We start from the raw sequence: 26,978 nt of genomic DNA on the forward strand, positions 1-26,978 counted from the left end.
TTTGGTTCCGAGGCCTTATTTTAGTGTGATAAAATATCCGGGTTAAATTTCCATTTTTTAGGAGCATCGGTCATGGCGGTCGGAAAAGTGAAATGGTTTAACGATAGCAAAGGTTTTGGATTTATCGAATCAGAAGACGGGGAAGATTGCTTTGTTCATTTTTCAGAAATTCAAACGGAAGGCTTCAAGACTTTAAAAGAAGGTCAGGCCGTTGAGTTTGAAAAAAGCATGGGCGAGAAGGGTCCCCTTGCATCCAAAGTTATTCCCAAATAACCCAATAAAAGCCGGCGGAGCGCGGACTTCGTCGGCTTTTCCCTCGATTCCCATCGCCGCTTTGCGGATCGACCATGGACAGCGTTAAAAAATTTCTTCAGACTCCTGCCATCGTCATCGAAGCGAATGAATCCGCCGCTGTAGGCGCAAAGCTCATGGCCCGTGAAAAGACCAAAGCGCTGATCGTCAGAGAAAATGGCGACTGCGTCGGACTGGTCACCGCATCCGATTTTGTCTCCAAAGTCATCGCAAACGCATCAAACGGAACAGACATCCAGATCGGCTCCATCGCCAACAGGCCATTGATAACCATTGGCGGTGAGGCGTCCATGAACGAGGCGCTGTCGCTCATGCTGGAGCATGATATCCGCTCGCTGGTGGCGATTGAAAATGACAGACCCTGCGGCCTGCTTCACGGCAACGACATCGCCTCCTATTATTTTCAGGACTTTTTAAAGAACAGCAATCCCATCGCCCGTTTCTGGGCGCAATACAGTTGCCATGAGGGCAAAAACACCTTCAATCAATTAGTGGATCAACTCCTCCATGAAATGGAAGACCATCTCGGCCCTTTCAGCGCCACTGCGCGACGCATCAGGAACAAGGCTCCCTGGAGCGATATTGCTGAAGAAGCTGAAGAGGAAGAATTGTATGAACTGGCGCAGATTCTGAATTTAGCCAAAATTGAATAACTGAAATTTAAAACCCGCCGAACCCGCCCTCCTCCGCCAATATTAATTTTTTTTAAGAACGCCACCCCACCGGCTTTGCTATGATAGGCCCTTGCGCCCTGAAAGGCGCCAAACGTTCACGCCAACCCCATCAGTTCTGCAGAAACTTTCAATGGATCGACTCACGGCAGTAGAACACTATCTTTACAATCTTCAACCGAGCAAGATCGTGCTTGGTCTGGAAAACTCCATCCGCCTGATGGATGCCCTGGGCCAACCGCATGAACATTCACCCGTCATCCATATTGCCGGGACCAACGGCAAGGGTTCGGTGGCCGCCATGATTGACTCGATCCTGCGACAATCCGGAATGAAAGTTGGTTTGTACACCTCCCCCCATCTGCTGGAGTTCAACGAGCGCATCCGCATCAACGGCGCCCCCATATCGACGCAGGAACTTGAGGAACTCGTCAACGAAGTCAGGCAAGCGACTGAAGCGCATAAAATCGAAGCGACCTTTTTCGAGTTCACCACCGCTGTCGCTTTTCTCCATATGGCGCGGCAAAACACAGACCTCAATGTCGTCGAAGTCGGGCTTGGAGGCCGTCTGGACGCCACCAATGTCTGCAAGGCCCTGATCTCCATCATCACCTCCATCGGCAAAGACCACGTCAGCTACCTGGGAGACGATCTCAAAGGGATCGCCTTTGAAAAGGCCTCCATCATTAAAAGTAAAGGTACGGTTCTTGCTCATGTAGAACCAGATGAAATATACGAAATTATCGAGCGTTTTGCGCAGGAACAAAGCGCCTGCATAAAACGCTCGGGAAGAGATTTTTTCTGTCAGTCCACAAGCTGGAATGATAAAGGCCAGACCGTCGAATTTCGCAACAACAGCCACGCCTATTCGGATTTGGAGTTGCCTCTTATGGGCTCGCATCAAGCGGGCAATGCGGGACTGGCGATTCAGGCCTGCATCGATTGGGCTGAACAAACTAAACAGGAGTTGCTAGAAAACTGGGTAAGAAACGGCTTAAAAAATGTCAGCTGGCCCGGCCGAATGGAAATTGTCTCGGAACAACCTTGGGTTGTTCTCGATTGCGCCCACAACACTGAAGGCGTCAAAAAACTGACCCAAACACTGGACGATTATTATCCAGACAAAAAAAAATGGATTATTTTTGGGGCTTTAAACGATAAACCCTATCTCGAAATGGTCGCCCATCTTAGAGGCTGGGCAGACCAGTTGATATTAACTCAACCCGATAGCGACCGGAGCCAATGCCCGCATGAAATCATGGATCAATCAGGTGAGAATCCTGAAAAACCTGTGCAAATCATTGAAAAAACGGCAAAAGCTCTCGAAATCCTTAAAAATAAAGCAAGTTCTGACGATATAGTTTGTGTGACCGGGTCTTTATACACCGTAGCCGAAGCAAAACAATACATTGATCAACTATCTAAAATACATCTGCCTTCTATGGATTCTTCTGACTCCTCAGGCTCTTCTGTGGGCTGAAACGGAAACTCCGCCTGATCAGCATGAAGGCGCATCAGTCAACATAACCGCCGATCACCTCAGCCAAAGCGGTGAACAGAACACGATCAAGGCCTGGGGAAACGTGATTGTTTTTTACCAGGACCGTTTGCTCCGCGCCGACCGCGTGACCATCAACACCGAAAGCGGCATGGGAGAAGCCTTCGGAAATATCTACCTCAAGACCGCAGAGGGCTCGAAGATACGCTCCGACAGAACCCTCTTCAATATCAAGTCCGAACAGGGGCAGATATTTCAGGCCCGCGGCTCCATCAACGAAGAATACCTGTTCAAAGCAGAAAAGATGACGCGTTATTCCGACACGCATTATTCCATGGAAAACGGAGCCATCACCACCTGCCGAGGCAAGATCCCCGACTGGTTGATAGAAACCGAGTCCATGGACATCATACAGGGCGACCGGATTTTATTTCGGAACCTCAAATTAAAAGTCAAAGACATCCCCATCCTGTATTTCCCAATCGGCTATATTCCCATGGATCGAACCCGCAAAAGCGGTTTGCTCATCCCCAGCTTTGGAAGTAGCAACACGGACGGCTTCACGCTACAAAACGCATATTACTGGGCGATCAGCCAGTCCACCGACGCTACTGTCTATATTGACTATCTTTCCAAGCGCGGCGTCAAGCCGGGTATTGAATACCGCTATGCGCCCGCAGATACTGTTCGCGGAGAGTTCCGCGGCTTCTATCTGGATGACGACAACGACTCCAAATTCTGGAAGGTCGACATGACTCATGTGCAGTCATTTTCCAACGGTTTCAATTTCAATGGCAAGCTGGACCTTGAAAGCGACGACGGTTTCAACAAAACATTTGAGAACGACACGGACCAGAGAACCCGGCGCCAGACAGATTCGTTTGCATCGCTCAATAAAACCTGGACCAACAACACGCTGGATATACTGACCCGCTACCGCGACAGCTCTCAATCGCAACGCGACGACACGCTGGGACAATTACCGCAGGTGACTTTTAAAACCCAGAGAATTCAGCTTGGCAAAACAGGCATGTTCTTTAATCAGGAATCCAGTTTCACTTCATTTTTAGCCGATCTCGACACGCGAGAAACCGTGGACGATCATTTTACAGTTCAGCGACTGGACTTCCATCCGCAAATCAGTTTGCCGATGAACCCCCTCTCCTGGTTGACCTTTACGCCGACTCTCGGTATTCGCGAAACCGTCTATAGCAAAGGACGTGATGCTTCAGGTAAAAAATTCTCCGCTTTCTCAAGAGAATCATTCGACTTTAGAGGCGTTCTGGAAGGACCCAAATTTCACAAGATATACGAGCCGGCAGGCGGAAGCTCCAAATTCAAACATGTGATCGAACCCCGCTTTGTGGTGGACTACATTCCCAGCACGGACTTTGACGACCGCCAGAAGATTCACACTTTCGACCAGGTCGACGAAGTCGATCCCAAAAGTCTTGTCACCTACTCCATCACGCAACGACTTCTTACCAAGGACACAGGCTCCGAGAACGTGGATCAGTCCAGAGAGGCCCTGCGCTTCACTGTCAGCCAGAGTTATGATCTGCGCGAAGACGAAAGAGCGCCATCAACAACACCCAACCAGCCCTTTTCCGATCTAAGAGTCGATCTTGACAGTCGCTTGTATGATTCGCTCTTACTGAATTTTGACGCCGAGTACGATGTGCATGACAGTCATTTAAGCTCCTTGAATCTTGAAGTTGGCGTTCAGGCCACGGACTCCCTGACCATGTTGCTGGAACGACGCTATACGAAAAATGAAAATACCTTCTGGAGCGGAACCATTGACTGGGCCTTCAAAAAAGGCTGGAAAGTGCAGTACAGTTCCCGCTACGATGAGCAAGCCAGCACTTTTCGTGAAAATGATTTGAGTTTATTGTACGATGACGACTGTGAATGCTGGGGATTTACCTTTGACTTTATTCAGAGAACCCTCGCCACCGGAGCCTCCGAAAGAGACGAGACCAAATTCATGCTCGGTATAAAACTAAAAGGATTCGGGAGCATCAGCAGTGGCAGAGACCAACGCTTGATACACCGCACACTCGACGACTATTGAACATTCCCCGTGAATACCTAATGATGGACCCTGGCGTTCGCAAATATCAAAACCATTAATAACCAGATTTATATCCACCCAAGCCCTATCTGCCAAAGAAAGACGCACTGAAATGCCAGCAAACGAATTAGCCGCAATCTGCCTTGAAATCGGCGCCATCAAACTGAACCCAATGAAACCCTTCCAATGGGCTTCAGGCAATGTGATGCCCGTATACAACGACAACCGACTCCTGCTGAGCGCCTATGAGCACCGGACTTTTGTCGGGAAAAAATTTCTCGACATAATACGAGAAAAAGAGATTAAAACGGATATGATCGCAGGCGCCGCCACTGCAGGAATTGCTCCAGCCGTCACACTGGCCAACCTCATGGAATGCCGCCTCGCCTACGTCAGACCCGACGCCAAGCAACATGGGATGAAAAATCAAATCGAAGGAGCCGATCCCGAAGGAGCGCAGGTCGTCGTCGTAGAAGACCTGATATCGACCGGAGGGAGCGTGTTGAAAGTTATCGACGCGATACGCGAAGCAGGCGGAACCGTCCAGCACTGTTTTTGTATCTTCAGCTATGATTTTGCTCAGGCAAAGGAGCGATTCGCCGAAGCCGACTGTGAGATGCACTCACTTCTCACCTTCCCCACCCTTCTCGAGTACATCAAAACCTCCAGTCGCTTCACGCCCGGGCAGGCTGAAATCCTTGAATCCTGGTATCAGGCCCCCTTTTCATGGACTCCGCCAACCCCTTAATTAAAAACTATTTAGGTCTTTTAAATGAATAAGAGCCTATCTTGAGAAATATAAAAAAGTCCTAACGGCAAATAAAAATTGACAGGGCATATATATAATAATAAGATAGGCGATTTTAAGACTGGGATGGTACTTCAGTAGCCAATTTTGGTTCTCTTACCTGCACAAATTACAGATTAAGAGCAATTTTAATATGAAAGATATATCGATGGAGGTTTTGTAAAGATGGGAAAAATTGAAATAGGACCCATTGGCTTATTGCCACCTTCCGCAGCATCCATGGGAATTTTCCAACCCGAAAAGGGTTCTGGTTTGGAGCTGGTTGAAGGCGAGCATATGGCAGAAGATAAGGCCTATGAAAAGTTCGCGGTTGAAATGTTGACACGACGCAACCCGACCCTGTTCCCCGGCCCCATGATCGTTTGGGGATGGAATGAAGAGGCACGACACAAAGCGGAAATGGCGTTGCGGCTGGTCAAGGAAATTCCAGGAATGAATATTATTCCAATGCCCGACTACCGTCCCATCTACCCCAAAATCGACCCTGAGGCTGTTATCAACCCCTGTCATCCCAACCTGACAGTCCAGCACAACAAAATACACGTCTGTGCATTGATCGGCGTACATTGCCATTTTGCGAACATCACGCTGAAAATGATTCGAGCCGGTACGAACTGTTACACGACGGCTCTTTGCGCGTACGATGGACACGAAGATGCTTTACTGTCTGTTAGCAACCTCGACGAAACGAAACTGGAAAAAATTATCCAGGCCGTAATTAAAGTTCGCGAGTCCGGAGTCGTGACCCCGTGGGCATACACACCGGAAGGCAAAGAAGAATTAGAAGAAATCCGAGCAAGCAAAGAGAAAAACAAGGCTTCCAGCAAAGAAGGCGCTACCATTTTTATGCAGGACAAAGAAATGCTTCCTTTGGAACAAGGCTTGGACGAAAACGCAGAATAGTTTTAACTTAAAATCCCCCATGCAAATATATTTGCATGGGGGATTTTTTTTGACTTATTTCCACCTCACCCCATATTTCCCCCTGTTTTCAGTGTCCCATTGACAAACAATGTAAACTTTTAGTTTGACACCTCGAAGCAATACCATTAGCCTTAGGACAACAGAATATCTAATGAATTTTTTCACATCCAAAGTAGTAATAAGGAGGAACCTGTGCGCGCTTTGGTAATTGACGACTCAAGAGCAATCCGCTTGATATTAGGTCAAATTATGAAAAAAATTGGCTTTGAAGTCACCGAAGCCGGCAATGGTCAGGAAGCCCTGGACAAACTCAACCCCAATGAACCCTTTGAGCTTGCCCTGGTGGACTGGAACATGCCGGTTATGAACGGCTATGACTTTGTCCTCAATGTCCGTAAAGACCCCGCTTATAACGACATGAGGTTAATGATGGTCACCACTGAGACAGAAATGTCCCAGGTTGTCAAGGCTTTGGAAGCAGGAGCGAATGAATATGTAATGAAACCATTCACTAAAGATATGATCGTGGAAAAACTATCCCTACTCGGATTAGACCTCGGATAGCGTTCAAAGTGTAGAACCCGGTCATGTGAATATACGGCAGGTCATATAAATTAATTTGTCTTTCCAAAAGCCTCTGTTAGAAAAGTCTTAAAGGAAAAAGTATGGCAAACAGTGCGGGCATCAGCCAAAGCGACTTTGAATTTATAAGCAAAATTGTAAGAGACAACTCTGCAATTGTACTCGAAGCCGGCAAGGAATACCTTGTTGAATCGCGCCTCAGCCCTTTACTCAACTCAGAGAAATTAGGTTCCTACGAAGAGTTGGTAAAAAAAATGAGAAACGACGTTAGCCGGACCCTCGTCGGTAAAGTTGTCGAGGCCATGACAACGAATGAGACTTCATTCTTTCGCGACATTCACCCCTTCGAAGTTTTAAAAAGCGCCATCATCCCCGAACTCATTCAAAAACGCGAAGCCACCAGAGAGTTGAATATATGGTGCGGGGCCAGTTCCAGCGGTCAGGAACCTTTCAGCATTGCCATGATGTTAAAAGAAAATTTTCCTAAACTGAATAATTGGAAACTGTATTTCATGGCAAGCGATATTTCAAAAGAAATGCAAACCCGTTGCAAGCAAGGTATCTTCAGTCAATTGGAGATCAACCGGGGCTTGCCTGCAGCCCTCATGGTCAAGTATTTTCAGCGCAATGGCACCTCCTGGCAGATCAAGCCTGAAATTCAGAATATGGTCGATTTCCAGATCATGAATCTTTCCGGAAGTTGGCCCATGATACCCAAACTCGACCTGGTAATGATGCGCAATGTACTCATCTACTTTGACGTGCCTACAAAGAAACTCATTCTCGGCAAAGTAAGGAACCTGTTGAAGCCCGATGGATACCTGTTCCTTGGAGCCGCTGAAACCACTCTCAATCTTGATGAAAATTTTGAACGTATGAATTTCAAACAATCTGGATGCTACCGACTCAAACAAGGCTGAGCTATGGACATCAACTATAACGAGGAAATCATCCAATACACCCGGGACATCTGGAGCCAGATACTTGGATTGGATGTTCAACCCACCGAAGAAGACTTCAAACTCGAAAGCGCCAACAATACCCTGTCCGGCTGTGTCCAGATTATGGGAGCATGGAAAGGAAGCGTCATCCTCATTTGTCCCGTTCCATTAGCAAGGAAAGCCGCCGCAATCATGTTCAGCATTCCCGAGGAACAAGCATCTCAGGAAGATATTAAGGACGCGCTTGGAGAAATTACAAACATGACAGGCGGAAATATAAAATCCCTGGTGCATTCAGGCGATGAACAATGCGTCCTGTCCCTACCCGCCGTAGCGTTTTCCGACAACGAAATGCATGTCCCCGGAACCAAACAGGTTTCCAGAGTCAACTTCAAGCAGGAGAATCAGACTTTTGTTGTGTGCCTGATGAAAAAAGTAGACTAACGCTTTCTTGGAAGGATCATGGATTCTCTAAAACCACAAGTGACTGATATAGCGACCATGGTGTGGGACACCATGTTCGCATTGACCATCACGCCGACTCCGGTACCAGCCAAGCTGGAAGGCGATTTTAGAATAGGCCTGATTCATATTACCGGAGAATGGAATGGCTCCGCGAATATCAATATATCCGGCCCGTTGGTTGAGCGACTTGCGGCCATCATCTTCTCAACTCCTGAACCAACACGCGATGAAATTCAAGACGCTACAGGTGAAATCATCAATATGATAGGCGGCAACATTAAAGCCATTCTTCCAGAACCCAATCACCTTTCAGTTCCAGATGTCATTTGGGAGGGGGAATCCTACTCATGGCCAGACAACACAATCACTTTAGACATGGGCTTCGCTTGCGAAGGACAGCCTGTGCAAATACAACTTCGACAAACGCTGTAAAAAATACCTGCCTCAGCAGCGATGTCAGCTCAATAGACGCCCCAGCAACACAACTCACCAGCGTTATTCAGCAAAGCTATATATAAAGCTTGTTCACAAAAGCGTAATGCGCCAACTGAACATTATTCTTTAAATTCATCTTGGTGAGAATACGCGCGCGATGCGTATTAACGGTGGGAATACTCAAAAACAACTCTTCCGCAATCTCCCTCACTGTTTTTCCCGACGCGATCAAGCAAAGAATTTGTAATTCGCGAGGAGATAACAATTCATGCGGCAATTGGTTCGCGCTATCCCCCTGCGTCAACTGCTTTGCAAGTTGCTCCGTCAATGAAGGACCAAAATATTTTTTTCCAGAAGCCACAATTCGCAACGCCTGCACCAACTCCTCTGATGCGCTCGTTTTACAAACATAGCCCGAAGCCCCCGCCTTAATGCACTGCAATGCGTATTCGCTTTCCGGGAACACGCTCAGCACAAGCACTTTCAAATCGGGTTTTTCCATTCTGATATGCATCATCACATCCCAACCGCTCTTCTCGGGCATGCTGATATCAAGAAGGATCATATCCGTCTCCGTATGCTTTATCATTTCGAGCAACTCGTTGCCGTCGCTGGCTTCTCCAACAATATCAAACTCGCCAATCTCTGAAATGATGTCCTTGATACCGCGACGCACCACAGAATGATCTTCAGCGATTATGATTCGAATCTGCTTCGTCATTTTTTCACTCATGTATTTAACAAAGGAACGCTGATATAAACCTGCGTGCCCTCCCCTGGCGTTCCTGATATGCTGAATTCCCCGCCCCATTCCATCACACGCTCCCGCATCCCCGTCAAACCGAACGAGTTGGAATTATACATGCGGCTCGGTTCGATGCCCTTCCCGTCGTCCTTCACCGTCAAGGTAAGCGACGAACCATTTTTGACAAACTGAACATCGACATGCTTCGCTCTGGAATGTTTAACGATGTTCGTCAAGGTTTCCTGATACACGCGATAGATCAAGGTTGAAAGATCAGGGTGCAGGGTAGGCACTTGATCAGAAATATGCAAGTCACATTTAACGCCGGTCGCGTTCACAAACTTTTCAGTTTCCAGTTTCAAGGTTTCAAACAGGCCCATAACATTCAGGACATGAGGGCGTAACTCAGAAGTGATGCGATTCAATTCCTCAATCGTCCTGTCAATATGCGTCATCATATAATTGATTTTATCTTCAATATCTTTAGTCCCATTAGAACTCCCCAAGTTTTTCTGCTTGAGCCAGGACAAGTCCAGCTTACTGATCGTCAGCGCCTGACCAAGTTCATCGTGAATTTCTCTGGCAATGCGAGTCCGCTCTTCCTCTCGCACATTTTCCAGTTGGTTGTAGAGGTTGCGTAATTTGACGTTGGAATCAGCCAATTCAAGCGCGCCGGTAAAACGACTCGCCGCGCTCCCAAGCGCCTGACCGAGCCAGACCAGCATACTATTCTCTTCAACCAGAAAAACTTGATCGTCAGGAACAGAAGGTTTCTCTATATAACAAACCTCAATCATACCTCTGACTTTATCCTCGACAGCAATCGGAGTGGACATCATACAATCCGATGGAGGGAGACATTCCGATCCGTATATTTTCCCATCAAAAGTAATACGAACACGGGTCAGCTCCGGATATTGCCATGCGGGAATCAAAAGAGATTCTATAGAACTCAGTATATCATCCATAGACGAACTTCGATTGATCAACTTTGCAACCTCGCTCATACAAGTCAATTCCTTGACCCGCTCTCGCAAAGATATCAAAATCGTTTCCATATCTTCTGCAGAAAAACATCGCTCCAGAGCTCGCCCGATCTGCACGCCAATCTGGTGCATCAGCTCCAGCAAATCACTGTCCGAATTCGTCGGACGACTGAAAAAGAATTCCATAACGCCAGTGATTTTATCCCCAATAAAAATGGGAAACGCAAAACAGGATTTTATAGACAAGCTATCCTGATGATGCGCTCTTGGAAAATTGATATCTTTAGATACCTGTTCGATCCAAACCGGCTTTCTCGACTCATGCACCAAACCTGGCAGACCAATACCAGACTCGAAAATATGGTGCTCTGTCAATTCGCGAAAATCCTTATACTCCTCTTCATCCTCCATGTACCAGATTTTTTCAGGCAATAATCGACTCGAATACCTGTCTTCAGCAAGGTACAAATGACCGACTTGAGCATTAGACAATTCACTAATTTTATACAAACAAAACTTAAGAATATCCTCGATCTCAATTTCCTCATTGACCTTTTCAGCAATCTGTTTGTGTAGCTCCAGGTAATGATTCTTCTTTTCGAGATCCAACTTCGCCTCATTTAAGGAACGCGTTCTCTCAGTAATCAAATCATCCTGATTCATGTGAATTCGTTTCAGGTCCATAGACGCGTTGAATTTCTTCAGGCACAACAAGGCCATCATCCAAACAGTGAAAATTGAAATGCCCCGGTTGATGAGAACTTTCCATATCTCCCCTCCTTCTGGAGAGAAAAAATATCCAATCACCGTTAGAACGGTTCCCAAGATCGCTCCAACTAATATCAGTTTCTTATCAAGAGCCAGCAAACCAATTAAAGAGAGAACCGCGTAAAGACTGCCATCCACCACACCTAGAGGAAGAACCAGATCAATAACAAAAATTACAACCGTAGCCAAACAAGCGATTGAATAGTAAACAAAAGGCGGAATGGAGCTTCTATTAATAGGCATGATTCACTTTGAGCAATTTAAATCGTAATTGATATCCTTAAAAAAGCATTCTATTACCGCTGAAATGCATTTATCAAGCATTCATTATCCCAGTGAAATCAGCGCTGAAACACAATTTCACCAAGCACAGAATTACATTCAAACATTTTGCAAAGCTCTAACTATCCAGCCCAGCTAGCCTTAGCCTGATTGATCAAAAAACGGTGACGAGGCAGGCCTTAACAGCGATACATACTCACCCACCCCACAACTACATGCGATTCATATTTTTTACTACACAGAATAATACTTCTGATGATTTCCCATATTCTTCAACGGTGCTAGTTTCAAACATGCTTTCTCGATCCTGAAAAAGAAGTAATCCGGGATAAGACAATCGAAAGCAGTAACACCCCGATTGGGTTAGCGCTACCAACCCATTCCTTATGTTGTTTGAATCGAATTATGACTTTGTTTGTAGTTCGACAAAAGCAGTCTGAGTTTTAGCAGGATGAAGCACTTCAAGTTTATTAGTACTTATTATAAATCAGGAGGAATTTCATGAGACTAAACAGAAGGAAATTCTTGCAAGTGAGCGCTGGCGTAGCGACAGCTATGGCGTTGTCTAGCAAGAAAGTGGGAGCACAGTTGAAGCCGGTAGTAAAAGTAGGCAATCCGTTGGAAGCGTATCCGGATCGTCGCTGGGAGGAAGTATATCGAGATCAATATAAGTATGAGCGTTCGTTCACGTATTGTTGTTCGCCGAACGACACGCATCAATGTCGCGTTCGCGGCTTTGTGCGTAACGGCATTCTGATGCGTATCGAGCAAAACTATGACCATCACAAAGTACGCGATTTGTACGGCAACCAGGCAGACGCCGCGTGGAACCCACGCATGTGTTTGCGCGGTATGACCTTCCCGCGTCGCGCGTATGGTCCTTATCGCAACAAGTACCCGATGATTCGTGTTGGCTGGAAGCAATGGGCTGATGACGGATTCCCTTATCTCGACAAGGAGAATCGGGAAAAATATAAGTTCACGAGCCGCGGCACGGACGAATTCGTTCGTATGACGTGGGATCAAACGTTCACGTACCTCGCAAAAGGCCATGTTGCTATCGGTAAAGCATACAGCGGCGCTCGCGGCGCACAGCGTTTGAAAAACGAAGGCTATCAGCCTGAGATGATCGAAGCCATGGGCGGATCCGGCGCGCGCGTAATGAAGTATCGCGGCGGCATGGGTCTGTTGGGCGTTGTTGGTAAATACGGTATTTACCGAATCGCTAATATGCTCGGTCTTCTGGATTCGATCGTTCGTGGTCGAGGACCGGGTCAGGTATTGGGCGGCCGCGCATGGTGTAACTACACCTGGCATGGCGACCAGGCTCCGGGTCATTCCTGGGTTCATGGTATGCAGACCTCGGACATCGACTTTGCTGACCATCGTTATGCAAAGTTGACGATCCAATGGGGTAAAAACCTGATCGAAAACAAAATGCCTGAAGCGCATTGGTACACGGAGATCATGGAACGCGGCGGTACGCTGGTTGCAGTTTCTCCCGAGTACAATCCTCCGGCAACGAAAGCTGACTACTGGATCCCGGTACGTGCAGGTCTTTCCGACACCTCCCTGTTCCTGGGTTGTGCGAAGATCATCATGGACGAAGGTCTGGTAGACGTGAACTACGTGAAGGAATACACGGATATGCCTTTGCTGGTTCGAACCGACAACCTGATTCGACTGCATCCGGATGATTTCATTCCCGGCTACCGCAACCAGGATCTCCCGAAAGACGGCTTCACCACGAAGTGGATGAAGAACTTCAATCGAGACAAAATCCCGGATTTCGTAGTTTGGGATTCCAACACCGACAAACCAGTCGCAATCACGCGCGAAGATATTGGCGCCAAAATGCGACGCAAGAACATTGATCCTGTTCTCGACGGTGTATTTGACGTAAAACTCGTCAATGGCAAAACCATCACGGTAATGCCCTTGTATGAAATGTATAAAATCCACCTGAAGGATTACGACATCGACACGGTCAATCAGATCTGTCATGCGCCGAAGGACTTGATCGTCCGTCTGGCTCGCGACATCGGAACGATCATGCCGGTTGAAATCCACTACGGTGAAGGTATCAACCATTACTTCCACGCTACGATGCATAACCGCGCTTCGTATGTGCCGCTGATGTTGACGGGTAACGTCGGACCGAAGGGTTCGGGTTCTCACACATGGGCAGGTAACTACAAAGCTGGTAACTATCAAGGCTCCCATTGGTCGGGACCTGGATTCGCATCGATGGTTGCGGAAGATCCTTTCAACCCGGTTCTTGACATTGCCAAGAATGCGGACTGGAAAGATATTAAAGGTTACATGAAGGGCGAGGAAGTGAGCTACTGGGCGCATCGCGACAAGGCGTTGATCGTTAATACGCCGCGTTACGGTCGTAAAGTGTTCACCGGTCGTTCTCATATGCCGACCCCTTCAAAGTTGATCTGGTTCGTTAACGTTAACGTAATCAACAACGCAAAATGGTTCTACGAGCTGGTGTTCAACACGAACAACAACGTAGACATGATCGTCGCACAGGACATCGAGTTTACCGGTTCCTGCGAATACGCCGATCTTATCCTCGCGCCAAACTGCTGGGCAGAGTTCGAAAGTTACGAGATCACTTCATCTTGTTCGAACCCCTTCCATCAGATCTGGGGCGGCACCGGCATTAAGCCGATTTTCGATACGATCGACGACAACTTGATTCATCGTGAATTCTCCAGACGTTTGGCAGAAGTAACGGGCGACAAGCGTTTCGCAGATTACATGAAAGTGTATGAAGGCGAAGCTCCAAACCGCACGAAAGCGATGATTCGACGCTTGTTCACGACGTCCACGTCGGGTATGGGTTACAACATCGACGACATCATCAACGGCAAATATGGTGAGCCGGGTTGTTGTCTGTTGCTGTATCGTACCTATCCGCGTTCTCCGTTCTGGGAGATGTACACGGAGTCCAAACCTTTCTACACCCGCCATGGCCGCATTCAGTTCTACAATGACGAGCCGGAAGCGATCGAGTTTGGTGAAAACTTCATCGTACATCGAGAAGGACCGGAAGCTACGCCTTACCTGCCGAACGTCATCGTGTCGACGAATCCTTACATTCGTCCCGACGACTACGGGATTCCGGAAGACGAGCAGGATCCGGATCTTCGCCACGTCCGCAACATCAAGAAGCCTTGGTCTGCGGTTCGAACGACGAAGAACTTCCTGTGGGAGAAGGGTTACCGCTTCTACTGCGTAACGCCGAAATCCAGACATACCGCGCATTCGTCCTGGGCGACGACTGACTGGAACATGATCTGGAACAACAACTTCGGCGATCCTTACCGCATGGACAAACGTTCACCGGGTGTTGGTGAATGGCAGGTTCATATGAACCCGTTCTTGTGTAAGGACCTTGGTATCAACGACGGTGACTATGTGTATTGTGACGCGAACCCGGCTGACCGACCTTACATGGGTTGGAAACCTTCGGATCCGCGCTACAAAGTCGCCCGCCTGATGCTTCGCGCGAAATACAACCCATCTTATCCGTACCACACCACGATGATGAAACATGCAACGTGGCAGTCTACGGAGCGATCGGTTAAAGCGCATGAAGAACGACCTGACGGTCGCGCGATGTCGATGACGACTCCGTATCAATCCAACTTCCGATACGGCGGACAGCAATCGATCACGCGTTCATGGTTGATGCCGATGCAACAGACGGACAGCTTGTTCCATAAAGCGAAATCGAAAATGAAGTTTATGCACGGTTACGAAGCAGATAACCATGCAGTAAACGCAGTGCCGAAGGAAACTTTGGTTAAATTTTCGAAAGCGGAAGACGGTGGATTGCATGGTAAGGGCCTGTGGGAACCGGTCCGAACCGGCTACACTCCAGAGTCTCCGTTGAAAGATCGTTTTGCGGAGATGTACCTTGCTGGTCAGTATGTCCGTGTGAAGATCTAAGTGGGATTCGGGGGTCCCTTGTGGGACCCCCGGTCTTAACTTTAAGATAAACTAACCTTAAACAAGTTTAGGGAGGAAGTATAATGCCTGAGGTCTATAACTGGCAGTTAGGTCGCAAAGCGACGTATGTCTACGAAGAGAAACATCCGAAAGAACAGTTCACCTTCGTATTCAACACGAACCGCTGTATTGCGTGCCAAACCTGCACAATGGCTCATAAGTCAACCTGGACCTTCTCGAAGGGTCAGGAGTACATGTGGTGGAACAACGTAGAAACGAAGCCTTACGGCGGTTACCCGCAGTTTTGGGATTGGAAGATCCTGAAGATGCTGGAGCAGTCGAATCCGGGTCAGAACGTATGGAACGTACGTAAGACGTCTAACAAGGCGATCCACGGCGTTTATGAAGGCGTAACGATTTTCGAAGCGCCGGCAAAAATCGGTCTGAACCAGCAGGCGATCGGTTACGTACCGACAGACGAAGAATGGCGATTCCCGAACTTCGGCGAAGACACCGCACATGGACGAGAGTTCACGCAATCGCGTGAAGGAACGTTCGGCGGCGACAACGGCACGAAGTCGGTATTGCCTGAGCATAAAATCTGGTTTTTCTACCTGCAGAGAATCTGTAATCACTGCACGTATCCGGGCTGTCTGGCCGCTTGTCCGCGTAAAGCGATCTACAAGCGTCAGGAAGACGGTATCGTATTGATCGACCAGAGCCGCTGCCGCGGTTACAAGAAGTGCGTAGAGCAGTGTCCTTACAAGAAGCCGATGTTCCGAGGCACGACGCGTATTTCTGAAAAATGTATCGCTTGTTACCCGCGCATCGAAGGTCTTGACCCGCTGACGGAAGGCGACCAGATGGAGACGCGTTGTATGGCGGCTTGCGTAGGCAAGATTCGTCTTCAGGGTCTGGTGAAAATCGGCAGCAATGGCGAGTGGGCGCATGATCCGGATAATCCACAGTATTATCTGATCCGCGACCGCAAAGTTGCGTTGCCGTTGTACCCGCAACTGGGCACGGAGCCGAACGGATATTATATTCCGTCGCGTCACGTCCCGCGCGCGTACTCGCAACAGATGTTTGGTCCGGGTGTGGATCATTCCATCGACCAGTACATGGTGCCGGATCGAGACCTGTTGGGCGTATTGCAGTTGTTCCGCACGACGCAGAGAATCATCTTCAAATGGAAACGTGAGCCAGGTCCGAAAATTTTCGAGACGAACGTTCATGGCAAGAAGTTTGAGATGTTCAACGACACGGTCATCGGGTTCAACAGGAAGGGCAAAGAAATCATCCGCGTTACGGTTGAAGAGCCTTTCTATGTACGACCTGAAGAAAACGTCGGTGCGTTCTAAGGAACCGCAACTGCGCTCTTGAGCGTATAGCAAACGGACCATCCCCTGCGCGGCCCAGGCCGCGCAGGGTGATACCGCAAACTAAACGGTTGAGAGTCAATAATAAACTCTAACAGTCAAGTTAACTTAGGAGAGCACTGTGAACAGCAAATCTAAAATTGCAATGGCGTTTGTCGCTTCTTGTGCGCTGGGTTTGGGCGTTGCGTCCACCTCCGACGCGGCAGTGATCCAAGCGTTGAAAATTTCTGGGGACATCCCAGGCAATCCGGGCGATGTTTTCTGGTCAACCTACGGGCCGACCCGAGGCAAAGGTTCTCTGATTGAAATGGATCCTCAGATGATTACGAATCCGATGTGGCCGAACCCTGCAGTAAAATGGGTGAACGTCAAAGCGGCTTCAAACGGTAAAGAAGTAGCGGTACGTCTGGAATGGACTGATGGAACGCGAAACGACATCATGGTTCGATCTCAGCAGTATAAGGATCAAGCGGCCATTATGTTTCCGGTGGATCAAACCGGCGAAGAGCCTCCATTCACGATGGGCGGCGACGGTGAGCGCGTGAACATCTGGCAATGGAAAGCAACCTGGGATAAAGAAGCTGCGGGCCTGGCAGGTAATGACGGCATGCAGGATCTCGAAGATCAGTATGCTGATATGGTTCTCGGTGGCGGCGGTTACTACATGTACGAGCCGGACGGCACCTTGTCTGGTTTGGACACGGTTCATGAGCCGGGCGCCAAGGAAGCTTCTCTCTCAAATCGCGGCGCAGGCGACATCAGCAAGCGCTCTACCCATTATGATAGCGGAATGGGAAAGAACGAAGGCGTTTACAACCCGGGTCGCGCAACGGGTAACATCATGTCAGACGCACGCAAGCGCGTTTCTGCAGTTGAAGATATGAATGCAGAAGGGTTCAGCACCCTGACGACTCAAGCGCATCAAGACGTTCAAGGTAAAGGCGATTGGGAAAACAACCGTTGGTCGGTTGTATTCAAACGCGCTTTGACCACGAGCGATGCCAATGACACGCAATTCAACGGCGGTAAAACGCCAATGGCAATTGCTGTCTGGGACGGTCAGAACAAAGAGCGTAACGGCCAAAAAGCGGTAACGCAATGGCACGAACTGCGCTACTAAGCCTGACAGCTTAAATAGCTAAAATAAAGGCCCAGGGGGTGACCGTCTTTGACGGTTGCCTTCCTGGGTTTTTTTTTGCCTGATTTCCCCCGCCACGTAACCCTTACAATAGCTGACGGATGGCTTCGCAAAACTCCGGCATGACAGACGCGTCTCTGGCGGATACAACGCGATGATAGGACACAAGCCCCTCTTCCGCTACGGCTAAACGGTAATCATTCAAACGCGCTACAACGTCTTCATTACCCGGAGCGGCGACTTCGCCTTGCGCCAATGAGGAAGAACCCAGAACCGGGGCCGCCATACCCGACGTCGCAACCACGCTTCCAGCCCGGTGATGGTCCGTTAAAATCTGAGGCAGGATCGGGTCATCCCAGAGTGATTTCTTTGCGCCCTTCCCTCCAGTCACTATCACAGCGTCGTATTTTCTTTGGTCCTGAAGATGCTTGTTCCAATCAACGATCATTCCATCTGGAGTGAAGCGGGTTTTCTTGTTCCCAACCGCTTCCTGTCCCAATCCAGAAAGAATCACCAACTTGTATTCCGGGGATGAAAAGAAATCACGAACGAAAAAAAGCTCGTCCTCGTCAAACTGGTTCTTGGGCATCACCAACAGAATGTTTTTCTTTTTATCCATTTGCAATGAGGGTTGGAGGACGCGTGAAAACAAGATGCGCGCCTGTTAGAAAATGCCCCCGGCGCGATTCGAACGCACGACCTACGGATTAGGAATCCGTTGCTCTATCCTGCTGAGCTACGGGGGCTTTATATAGCGCTTAATTTATGCGAAGTGACGCGTTAAGGATCGACTTAATAATTAAGTGATAGTGAAGATATTAGCATTTTTTAAATTAAAATCCGATTTGAAAATGGGATTTTTCAAAAAAGATCCTTTATTCAATCTCAAAACTTTAACTAGAGAAAACGCTTTTCAGAAAGTTTCATCTGCGGCGCATTGCTGATTATGATGTACAAATTAAATAGATCATTTCTTATGGATCATATCCAGCGATTCGATAATTTTGTCCATATTATAATCCTTCAGGTATCCCTGAAAAAGTTTTAGCAATTTCTCATTCCCGCCCTGCTCTTCCAACACAATTAAAATTTTCTCTAACCGGGTGATGTTGTAGAGTTCTGCGGCTTCTTTCAATTGGGCGTGTATGTCTGCCTCGATAGCTATTTCTGATAGTTCACTTGATGTGATGCCTTCAGGAATAACGCTATCGGAATCCTGATATTCTCTATAAATATATTTCACACCGAGGAGTTCTTTCATGGAGTGAAAAATATCGCGCGCATGAAAGGGTTTGGAAATAAAATCGTCGCAACCAATAGAGAAATAATGATCCTTTTGGTGCGCAAAGACAGACGCGGTTACGGCTATAATTTTTGGACGTTTTTTTCCGAATAACCCCAGAATTTTTTCAACCGCCTCTTCGCCATTCATCACGGGCATTCGCATGTCCATAAAAACAACATCGTATTTATTTCTCTGCAGTTCCTCTAACGCTTCTTTGCCGTTAACCGACTCAGTTACTTTTACAGCGGCATCCTTCAGAATTTCTGAAAGCACTTCACGGTTCAACGAATTATCATCGACCACCAAAGCATTCACAGAAAATCCTTCTACTAACTTGAAAACTTCCGGGCTGGAATAGTCCGGCAATTGGGAAGATTGTCCTGTAACGGTTGGCAAAGAAAGCGTGAAAAAAAACTTAGAACCGCGCCCCAAATGAGATTCAACCTGAAGTCTGCCTCCCATCAATTCAATATGCTTTCTTGAAATAGTCAAACCCAGCCCGGCTCCGCCGTCCTGGTATCCGGCTTCTCCTTGCTGGAATGCGTTAAACAGACCCTCTATAGCATCCTGTTCAATTCCTGGGCCTTCATCGGAAACCTCAAAATAATACTCCCCTTCATCAACATTTTTAACCGTCAAGGTGATTTGCCCTTTAGCCGTGAATTTTACCGCATTGCCCAGGAGGTTGATGAGCACCTGTTTTAATTTATTTTCGTCGCCACTGACAATAGCGTTTTCTGTTCCTGAGGATTCCAGTCTCCAGATTAATTTTTTATCATCACATCGCGGTTTGAAAACTGATGAGGCCCATTCCAGAGCCGAATTCAGATCAAAGTCGCTACAGTTTAACTCCATAGAACCTGATTCAACTTTTGAAATATCTAATATATTGTTGATCAATCCCAGTAAGTGATTTCCGCTCTTGCTAATGATTTCCAGACCGTGTCTCTGCTTGCGATCCAGGCTACTATTGCGCTGAAGAATTTGGGCGTATCCTAAAATTCCATTCAGGGGGGTACGAATTTCATGACTCATGTTAGCCAGAAAAACGCTTTTAGTTTTATTTGCAGACTCGGCGGCTTCGCGCGCCGCCTCTAAATCCTTTTGATACTTTGTAGAAGCTTCGAGAGCTTCTTCCAGCGGCCGGGTCATCGTACGGGATATGGCGATTGAAAAAATGACAACCACCAGGAATGACAGAGTGAGACTCGCGATCAAGGTATTGACCTCATTATCAATACTGATGCCCAGGTTGTCGCTAACTTGCCGCGTCATTTCCTCATAACGTGTTTCCAATACATTGAAAGCTTCGATAGCAGGTATGTCGTCAATCCGGATAAAATCATCTACGACAACAGGCGTTGTTCCGTCGGCAATCAAGGCCCTGGCGATGAGCAACTTGGATTGATAATTTTCAATGCTCTGTTTGATTATTTCAAGGTTCTTCTTTTCCTCAGTCGAAATATCCCTGAACGTATTGTAGGAGGAAATTGCCTGGAGGGAGCGATCCAAATGTTCTCTGGCATCGTCAAAATATTTTACATTTCTTCGCAATACATAATTTTTATAGGCGTGTATAGCGCCGCCAAAACCCATATGGGATTTGATATCCATCAACAATTTCTGACGCAATGCGACCTGATCTCGGTAGACAGTCCAGTTTTCTTCAATTTCATGGGCAGAACGGCTGAGCGTCCAAAAGGTGGATGAAAATATAAAGCCAATGATTAAAATCAGGAGTAAAAATTTTTGATTAATACTCAATCGCTGGAACATGTCTTACCTTGTGATCATCAGAAGCATTAATATTTATCTATCTATCATTAAATATTCACCCTTAGCTTAATGAATTCCATCCCCTCTATGGATTGATATTGAAAGATGACGCCTCTTTAAAAATTATAAAAAAATTTCAATCACCCTTGAGTATTCAATACGCTCGGATCATATGATTCAGCCCATAAAGCGCCCTTGATCCCATTGACCTGCTTGAACTCCTTGCTGGGTCGCGAGTATTCCTTCTCCGTGATATTGATTGTGGGCAAAATGCCCCATATATCGATCCCCATTCACAAAGAGCATTTTGCCAGAACCGTGCATCTGGTTTTCCTCGACGGAACCAATGTACTTGTTACCATTGATGAATTTAAACTGGCCCTGCCCCTGCATTTTCCCAAACCGAAACTCGCCTGTGTAAACGTCGCCATTAGGATATGTGTAAATGCCGCGCCCATGAAATTGACCGTTCAACGCCATCCCCTCATATCGCGTTCCATCGGGCCATTTTTTATCAACCATTTCGATGGTCTGCGTCGGCTGTCTATCCTCCTCGTAAATATCCTGAGGGTAATAGTCATAGGGGGAAGAACCTTTCCCACTGCCGCCATAGGATGATCGCTGAGCCTCAGAGTGGTGTTTGATCAGCCGGGTATAGGATTCGCTAATCTGGAGAAACATCCGGTGAGCTTTCTCCTGAGCCTGTTTCTGGCTGGCTGGATATAAATCCGGGTGCCATTTTTTAACGAGTTTTCGATAGGATTTCTTGATGCTATCAAGCGAAGATCCCGGCTTCAGTTGAAGAATTTCGTAGTCTTTATACATAGGCTTTAGATTTTATGGTATATCGAAAAAATTCTAGCATATTTCACTCAATATCCCTTAAATTAAAAAAACGGACGGGCCGATAATTCCCCATAGGTCCAATTAAACATGATACAGCCACTGATATATTGTATTGTAACTTCCTGCCGTGTTCACCTTATATATATTCGAACTCAGGCTTCTTATTTATCTGACTGCAGTCCATAGTCAGCCTAACAGCATTTCTCCAGGATCACTGAAAGGCGCTGTGCAATCACATGTTTAAAATCATTGGCGGTTTAGCCGCAATTGGATGCATCGCATTCCTGGTGTTCAACACGCCGGTTGTCCGCATGGGGTCCGGTTTTCTGATTGGCGAGGGTCGCTATGTCATAACCTATAACGATCTTGTTAAGAATGCGTCGACCCTTACGGTCCAATTTCCAAATGAAGACGATATCAAAGCGACCGTATTTCGCCAGGATGCCGACCACAATCTGGCGATTCTGAAATTAGAAAATCAACCGCGCGTCAAATTTAATAAGCTGACCTTTCATAAACCGGGGATGAATGCAAAGAATGAAGTCGTTTTTACGCTTGGATATCCATGGACCAACACCATGGAAGACCGCCATTCTCTGATTGAAGGGTCCAGTCAACCCGATGGAAGTTCGATTTTCATTAAAATTAACCTCCCTATTGACCCGGTCAATAGCGGCAGTCCTTTGTTCAACGAAAAAAATGAAGTGATCGGGATGGCTCTCACAGGAAAAGATATGGCGGACTATCACTCCCTGCCTGTGCCAGCACATATTAATTTTGCGATACCCGTCCGATTCATCACCCCCTTGCTGGAATCTTCAAACATCTCCACCGATTCTCCTCTGAGTGAAAAATCACCCCGAGATGTCTTCATTGAAAATATAAGGAACAATGTTGTTCTCATTGAAGCCTCCTGAACTTGAGAATCAGCTCAACAGCTCTATAATGTTGCAGGCTAGGTCATCCGTCGCTTTGACTTATCGGGCATGGCAGATTATTATAGGCAGGACTAAAGCGTCTTAAACTGGAGAACCCAACTCATGATCAAAGTTCGTATCAGCCAGATTTTTTCCCATGCCGCCGAAGATGTCGTTGCGGCCAAAAAAGAATTGGACACTGGCGCTTCATTCGAAGACATGGTTCAAAAATACAGCACTTGTCCTTCTAAATCCCAGCAGGGCGATTTGGGCTGGATGCCGGAAGGCAACGCAGAATCTTTACTTGGGAGCAAGGTGTCGGAAGACCAGAAGGGGGAGATTCTGGGGCCGATTCATTCGCCCTACGGCTATCATATTTTAAAAGTCTCCGATCTTGAAATAGAACGGATTGAAGGTCCCGTTAAACTGGAAATGGAGATGAGTTTTCTCAATGAAATCTTTCCAGATGCTCATTCCCTCTTATTCAAAAACTTTCATATAGGCTTGCCCATAGAGGGCTACCCCAAAGGCGAAACCCTGGCCAATATTTGCAAAGTTCATAACAAATCCGAGCTGGAAGTTTTGAACTTTCTCAATCAGGCCTTCTCGGACAAAAACGTCGCGACACTTTCCGTTGAAGCTCTCAAGGAAAAATTGAGTTCCGGCGCGACCGTTTCCCTTCTCGATATTCGCGAAGGCTGGGAACGCGATATCGCCAAAATTGAAGGCTCTTTGCTCATCACGCGCGATAATAACGAGGAGATTCTCTCATCACTACCCAAAGACCGTGAAATTGTTCTCATAGACTGGAAGCAGGACCGCAGTCCAAATTTTCAGAAATGGCTGGCTCAACGCGGCTTCACGCAAGCCAAATGTCTCGAAGGCGGTATTGACGCCTGGGCTGAAAAAGCAGATACCCGCCTGTCGCGTTATGATATCGACGAAGACGATGGATACCGCTACGAAGATATTCTTGAAGAGCCTGAAGATCATTCCCATTAATCTCCATTAATCCACGAGCGCCAAGTTCTGGAATATTTTGGAAAGACCGCATGCCGCCCCTGCTCCAGATAAAGGATTTACGCGTCAGTTTTGAAACGGATGAAGGCAAGGTTCAGTCCGTTCGCGGGCTGAACCTTCAAATCCAAAGCGAGGAAACGCTTGCGCTTGTCGGAGAATCCGGTTGCGGTAAATCGGTAACAGCTCTCAGCGTCTTGCGCCTGGTTGAAACGCCGCCCGGCGTTTACGAGTCCGGCTCCATCCAGTTTGATGGACAGGATTTATTGAAATTGCCCGAAGAGAAACTCCTGAACATTCGCGGAAATCAAATAGGGATGATTTTTCAGGAACCGATGACATCGCTCAATCCCATCTTCACCGTAGGCGATCAGATCGCAGAAACATTGATTTTGCATCGGGGAATGAGCGTAACTGAAGCGCGCAACGAAGTCATCAGCCTGCTTCGTCAGGTTGCCATCTCCGCCCCTGAAAATCGCATCGATCAGTACCCACACGAGCTTTCAGGCGGAATGAAACAACGAGTCATGATCGCCATGGCGCTCGCTTGCAAGCCGGCGCTTCTGATCGCCGATGAGCCAACCACCGCGCTCGACGTCACCATTCAGGCCCAGATCATGCGCCTGCTGGAAAACGTACGCAAGCAGATGAAAGCCGCTCTATTGTTGATAACCCATAACCTGGGCATCGTCGCGCAATTTGCCGACCGAGTGGCCGTCATGTACGCGGGTAAAATCATCGAGGAAGCAAGCGTCGCGGAGTTGTTTGAAAATCCCGCGCATCCTTACACCAAAGGCTTGCTGAACTCCATTCCCAACGGCGACCCGTCGCAAGTATTGACGCCCATTCCCGGAGCGGTTCCTCATCCAGCCCAACTCCCGGAAGGATGCGCATTTCATCCGCGATGCCCGGATGCATTTGAAAAATGCCGATCCGAAATCCCGCCCGCCTTTTCGATGAATCAGCAAAACACCCATCAAGCCGCTTGCTGGCTCCATGAGAAAATCCCTGCATGAATACGCTCTTTAAAATAAGAGAGCTTGGCAAAAGTTTTCCCTTGCACCGGGGGCTGGCCGCGCACAACTCGACAGTGCTCGTACACGCTGTCAAAAATGTTTCCCTGGATATTCTTGAAGGAGAGATTCTGGGTCTCGTCGGCGAATCCGGTTGCGGCAAAACCACGCTCGGACGTTTGACCCTGCGCTTGATCGAACCCAGTCAGGGCCAGGCATTTTTCAGGGGAGAAGATATTTTCCAACTGAAGCCGCGAGCCCTGGAAAAACTGCGACCCCAGATGCAGATCATTTTTCAGGACCCCTTCAGTTCTCTCAATCCGCGTTTTACCGTTGAACGAATAGTGGGCGAGGCCATGCTCATTCACGGTTACGCGACGAAAGCCAACCTCAAGGATAAAGTGGGAGCTTTGCTGGAGCAGGTGGGCCTGCCGCGCGCCTACGCTTCGCGTTACGCTCATGAATTTTCAGGAGGACAGAGACAGCGCATCGGCATCGCCCGCGCCATCGCTCTCAAACCGCGCTATATCGTCTGCGACGAACCGGTGTCCGCGCTCGATGTATCCATACAAGCGCAAATCATCAATCTGTTGAAAAGCCTGCAAGCTGAAAACAATTTGACCCTGCTGTTCATTTCGCACGATTTGAACGTGGTGAGCCATATTTCACAACGAACGGCGGTCATGTACCTTGGCGAAATTGTCGAGTTGGCGCCGACGGAAAAACTGCATGCAAAGGGAGCGCACCCTTATACCCAGTTGCTCTTGTCTGCAAAGCCAACGCTCAACCCGAAACTGAAAGGCAAGGAGCTTACCGGCAAAGGCGAACCGCCCTCCCCGCTCGATCCGCCCAGCGGGTGCCATTTTCACCCACGCTGTCCCGAAGCGATGGACCATTGCAAAACCAGGGCGCCGGAATTGAAGGAGATTGAAGACGGTCATCAGGTGCGGTGCCATCTCTATGATTGAAAATTTTTACCAGACCCTTGGCATCGTATCCCCCGCATTCATCCTCATCGCGCTGGGATTCCTTTACAACTCAATCGCCAAATCCGATACACAACCCTTCGTGCGCTCCAGCATGAACCTGCTGGTCCCGGCTTTTGCGTTCTACCATATTATAATCATGCGGGTTCCGGTGAACCTGATGAGTTCCATTTTTCTGGCCGCATGGATTGTGATACTAGGCTCCGGCCTGGTCGCCTTCCTTGTCTTTCGGGTTTTGAAAATTTCCAATTCCGGGCTGTACCTTCCCATTATGTTCATGAACACGGTGAACCTGCCCTTTCCCATCCTCATGGCGGCTTATGGCGAAAAGGCCGTGTCTTTGAGCCTCATGTTTTATCTCGCTGGCCTGCTCGGAGCTTTCACCATCGGCATTCTCATTGTTTCGGTGAAAGACGCCTCGACCGGATTATTCAAAGAACCGGTGCTCTACGTGCTTGTACTCGGCTTTGCCCTGAAATATTATTCCATAGAAATTCCAGAACTCGTCATGGCGCCGCTCAAAATGCTGGAAAGCGCCACGGTGCCGCTAGTGCTCATCACACTGGGCATGCAACTCTCCCAGGTGAAGATCACAGAACTTCGTCTGCCGCTGATCGCAACCCTTTGCCGCATCGGCGGCGGTTTTCTGGTGGGGCTCGCCTGCGTGTACTTTTTACAACTGGAGGGTTTGCCGCGTGTCGTCGTCCTGTTCAATTCCATCATGCCCAGCGCCGTTATAGGTTACCTGATCGCCCAAAAATACGATAAGGATGGCGGACTGGTCGCCTCCACCGTACTGGTATCCACACTGGTTTCCATCTTTCTCATCCCCCTAGCTTTGATCTGGCTCAAATAATCAAAATATAGCCTGCTCAGGCATATTTGAAAGCATTTGAAATATCCAGCCTTATTTTTCCCTCAAAACGCTCATTTTCCTCGTTAAATTGCTAAATTTTTGAAAATAAACTAATTAATCGACTGCCCGGAGCCGTTAAAAAATAATATAAATTCGATGTGTTCATCTGTATTCAAGCTATAAAGCAGTAACGCTTGATACAGAAATTTCCTAACTAACGGAAATTATTGCACAAACTTGATTAAAGCGCTAAATTTGTAGCATCGTTTAAATATGATTTTCCAAAGGTAACACGCATTTAAGGAAAAACC

23 protein-coding genes and 1 tRNA gene are annotated in these 26,978 nt (G+C 47.7%); 18 read left to right on the plus strand and 6 right to left on the minus strand.

Annotation, left to right across the window (positions count from 1 at the left end; translation table 11 throughout):
- Positions 1-72 precede the first annotated feature (72 nt).
- From G3M78_11740 to G3M78_11785, 10 genes are all read left to right on the plus strand, one after another.
- Entirely contained in the window at positions 73-273 is a 201-nt protein-coding gene (locus tag G3M78_11740) for a cold-shock protein (GenBank protein ID QPJ66029.1), read from the plus strand.
- A gap of 74 nt (positions 274-347) precedes the next feature.
- Positions 348-965 carry a CBS domain-containing protein gene (locus G3M78_11745; GenBank protein ID QPJ66030.1) on the plus strand — a complete coding sequence of 206 codons (618 nt, stop codon included), beginning with the start codon at positions 348-350 and terminating at the stop codon, positions 963-965.
- A gap of 151 nt (positions 966-1,116) precedes the next feature.
- Entirely contained in the window at positions 1,117-2,463 is a 1,347-nt protein-coding gene (locus G3M78_11750) for a bifunctional folylpolyglutamate synthase/dihydrofolate synthase (protein QPJ66031.1), read from the plus strand.
- Positions 2,393-4,555, plus strand: a complete 2,163-nt coding sequence (locus G3M78_11755; GenBank protein QPJ66032.1) for an LPS-assembly protein LptD — start codon at positions 2,393-2,395, stop codon at positions 4,553-4,555. Before G3M78_11750 ends, G3M78_11755 begins: the two co-directional genes overlap by 71 nt.
- Positions 4,556-4,667: 112 nt before the next feature.
- Positions 4,668-5,303, plus strand: a complete 636-nt coding sequence (gene pyrE, locus G3M78_11760; GenBank protein ID QPJ66033.1) for an orotate phosphoribosyltransferase — start codon at positions 4,668-4,670, stop codon at positions 5,301-5,303.
- Between the two features lie 225 nt (positions 5,304-5,528).
- A complete protein-coding gene (locus G3M78_11765; protein QPJ66034.1) occupies positions 5,529-6,266 on the plus strand; it encodes a 2-oxoglutarate:ferredoxin oxidoreductase in 738 nt (245 codons plus the stop codon).
- A gap of 213 nt (positions 6,267-6,479) precedes the next feature.
- A complete protein-coding gene (locus G3M78_11770; protein QPJ66035.1) occupies positions 6,480-6,851 on the plus strand; it encodes a response regulator in 372 nt (123 codons plus the stop codon).
- Between the two features lie 101 nt (positions 6,852-6,952).
- Positions 6,953-7,789 carry a protein-glutamate O-methyltransferase CheR gene (locus G3M78_11775; GenBank protein ID QPJ66036.1) on the plus strand — a complete coding sequence of 279 codons (837 nt, stop codon included), beginning with the start codon at positions 6,953-6,955 and terminating at the stop codon, positions 7,787-7,789.
- 3 nt (positions 7,790-7,792) lie between these two features.
- Positions 7,793-8,254 carry a chemotaxis protein CheX gene (locus G3M78_11780; protein QPJ66037.1) on the plus strand — a complete coding sequence of 154 codons (462 nt, stop codon included), beginning with the start codon at positions 7,793-7,795 and terminating at the stop codon, positions 8,252-8,254.
- A gap of 18 nt (positions 8,255-8,272) precedes the next feature.
- Positions 8,273-8,707 (plus strand): chemotaxis protein CheX, encoded by a 435-nt coding sequence (locus G3M78_11785; protein ID QPJ66038.1) that lies wholly within the window; start codon positions 8,273-8,275, stop codon positions 8,705-8,707.
- 76 nt (positions 8,708-8,783) lie between these two features.
- On the opposite strand, the gene G3M78_11790 is transcribed toward G3M78_11785, so the two are convergent.
- Together G3M78_11790 and G3M78_11795 are read right to left on the minus strand one after the other, a co-directional pair.
- Entirely contained in the window at positions 8,784-9,443 is a 660-nt protein-coding gene (locus G3M78_11790; protein QPJ66039.1) for a response regulator transcription factor, read from the minus strand.
- Positions 9,440-11,452, minus strand: a complete 2,013-nt coding sequence (locus G3M78_11795) for a GAF domain-containing protein (protein QPJ66040.1) — start codon at positions 11,450-11,452, stop codon at positions 9,440-9,442. Before G3M78_11795 ends, G3M78_11790 begins: the two co-directional genes overlap by 4 nt.
- A 540-nt stretch (positions 11,453-11,992) precedes the next feature.
- On the opposite strand from G3M78_11795, the gene G3M78_11800 reads away from it, so the two are divergent.
- From G3M78_11800 to G3M78_11810, 3 genes are all read left to right on the plus strand, one after another.
- Complete coding sequence (locus G3M78_11800) at positions 11,993-15,454, plus strand: molybdopterin-dependent oxidoreductase (GenBank protein QPJ66041.1); 3,462 nt, start codon at positions 11,993-11,995, stop codon at positions 15,452-15,454.
- An 83-nt stretch (positions 15,455-15,537) separates the two neighbouring features.
- A complete protein-coding gene (locus G3M78_11805; GenBank protein QPJ66042.1) occupies positions 15,538-16,815 on the plus strand; it encodes a nitrate oxidoreductase subunit beta in 1,278 nt (425 codons plus the stop codon).
- A gap of 163 nt (positions 16,816-16,978) precedes the next feature.
- Positions 16,979-17,953, plus strand: coding sequence for a nitrite oxidoreductase, gamma subunit (locus G3M78_11810; GenBank protein QPJ66845.1), 975 nt, complete (start codon positions 16,979-16,981; stop codon positions 17,951-17,953).
- A 103-nt stretch (positions 17,954-18,056) separates the two neighbouring features.
- Here the strand turns inward: G3M78_11810 and G3M78_11815 are convergent, their stop codons facing one another.
- From G3M78_11815 to G3M78_11830, 4 genes are all read right to left on the minus strand, one after another.
- Positions 18,057-18,590 (minus strand): DJ-1/PfpI family protein, encoded by a 534-nt coding sequence (locus G3M78_11815; protein QPJ66043.1) that lies wholly within the window; start codon positions 18,588-18,590, stop codon positions 18,057-18,059.
- Between the two features lie 53 nt (positions 18,591-18,643).
- A tRNA-Arg gene (locus G3M78_11820) sits at positions 18,644-18,717 on the minus strand.
- 221 nt (positions 18,718-18,938) lie between these two features.
- Complete coding sequence (locus tag G3M78_11825) at positions 18,939-21,032, minus strand: response regulator (GenBank protein QPJ66044.1); 2,094 nt, start codon at positions 21,030-21,032, stop codon at positions 18,939-18,941.
- Between the two features lie 177 nt (positions 21,033-21,209).
- A complete protein-coding gene (locus G3M78_11830) occupies positions 21,210-21,857 on the minus strand; it encodes a DnaJ domain-containing protein (GenBank protein ID QPJ66045.1) in 648 nt (215 codons plus the stop codon).
- Between the two features lie 257 nt (positions 21,858-22,114).
- On the opposite strand from G3M78_11830, the gene G3M78_11835 reads away from it, so the two are divergent.
- From G3M78_11835 to G3M78_11855, 5 genes are all read left to right on the plus strand, one after another.
- Positions 22,115-22,795, plus strand: a complete 681-nt coding sequence (locus G3M78_11835; GenBank protein QPJ66046.1) for a trypsin-like peptidase domain-containing protein — start codon at positions 22,115-22,117, stop codon at positions 22,793-22,795.
- A 123-nt stretch (positions 22,796-22,918) separates the two neighbouring features.
- Positions 22,919-23,797, plus strand: a complete 879-nt coding sequence (locus G3M78_11840; protein QPJ66047.1) for a hypothetical protein — start codon at positions 22,919-22,921, stop codon at positions 23,795-23,797.
- A 50-nt stretch (positions 23,798-23,847) separates the two neighbouring features.
- Positions 23,848-24,828: an ABC transporter ATP-binding protein gene (locus G3M78_11845; GenBank protein QPJ66048.1), complete on the plus strand. Its 981-nt coding sequence runs from the start codon at positions 23,848-23,850 to the stop codon at positions 24,826-24,828.
- On the plus strand, positions 24,825-25,793 hold the full coding sequence (locus G3M78_11850; GenBank protein QPJ66049.1) for an ABC transporter ATP-binding protein: 969 nt from the start codon (positions 24,825-24,827) through the stop codon (positions 25,791-25,793). Before G3M78_11845 ends, G3M78_11850 begins: the two co-directional genes overlap by 4 nt.
- Positions 25,786-26,667 (plus strand): AEC family transporter, encoded by an 882-nt coding sequence (locus tag G3M78_11855; protein QPJ66050.1) that lies wholly within the window; start codon positions 25,786-25,788, stop codon positions 26,665-26,667. Before G3M78_11850 ends, G3M78_11855 begins: the two co-directional genes overlap by 8 nt.
- Positions 26,668-26,978 lie beyond the last annotated feature (311 nt).

Origin of the sequence: Candidatus Nitrohelix vancouverensis, from assembly GCA_015698305.1 — a bacterium.
Lineage (GTDB): Bacteria > Nitrospinota > Nitrospinia > Nitrospinales > VA-1 > Nitrohelix > Nitrohelix vancouverensis.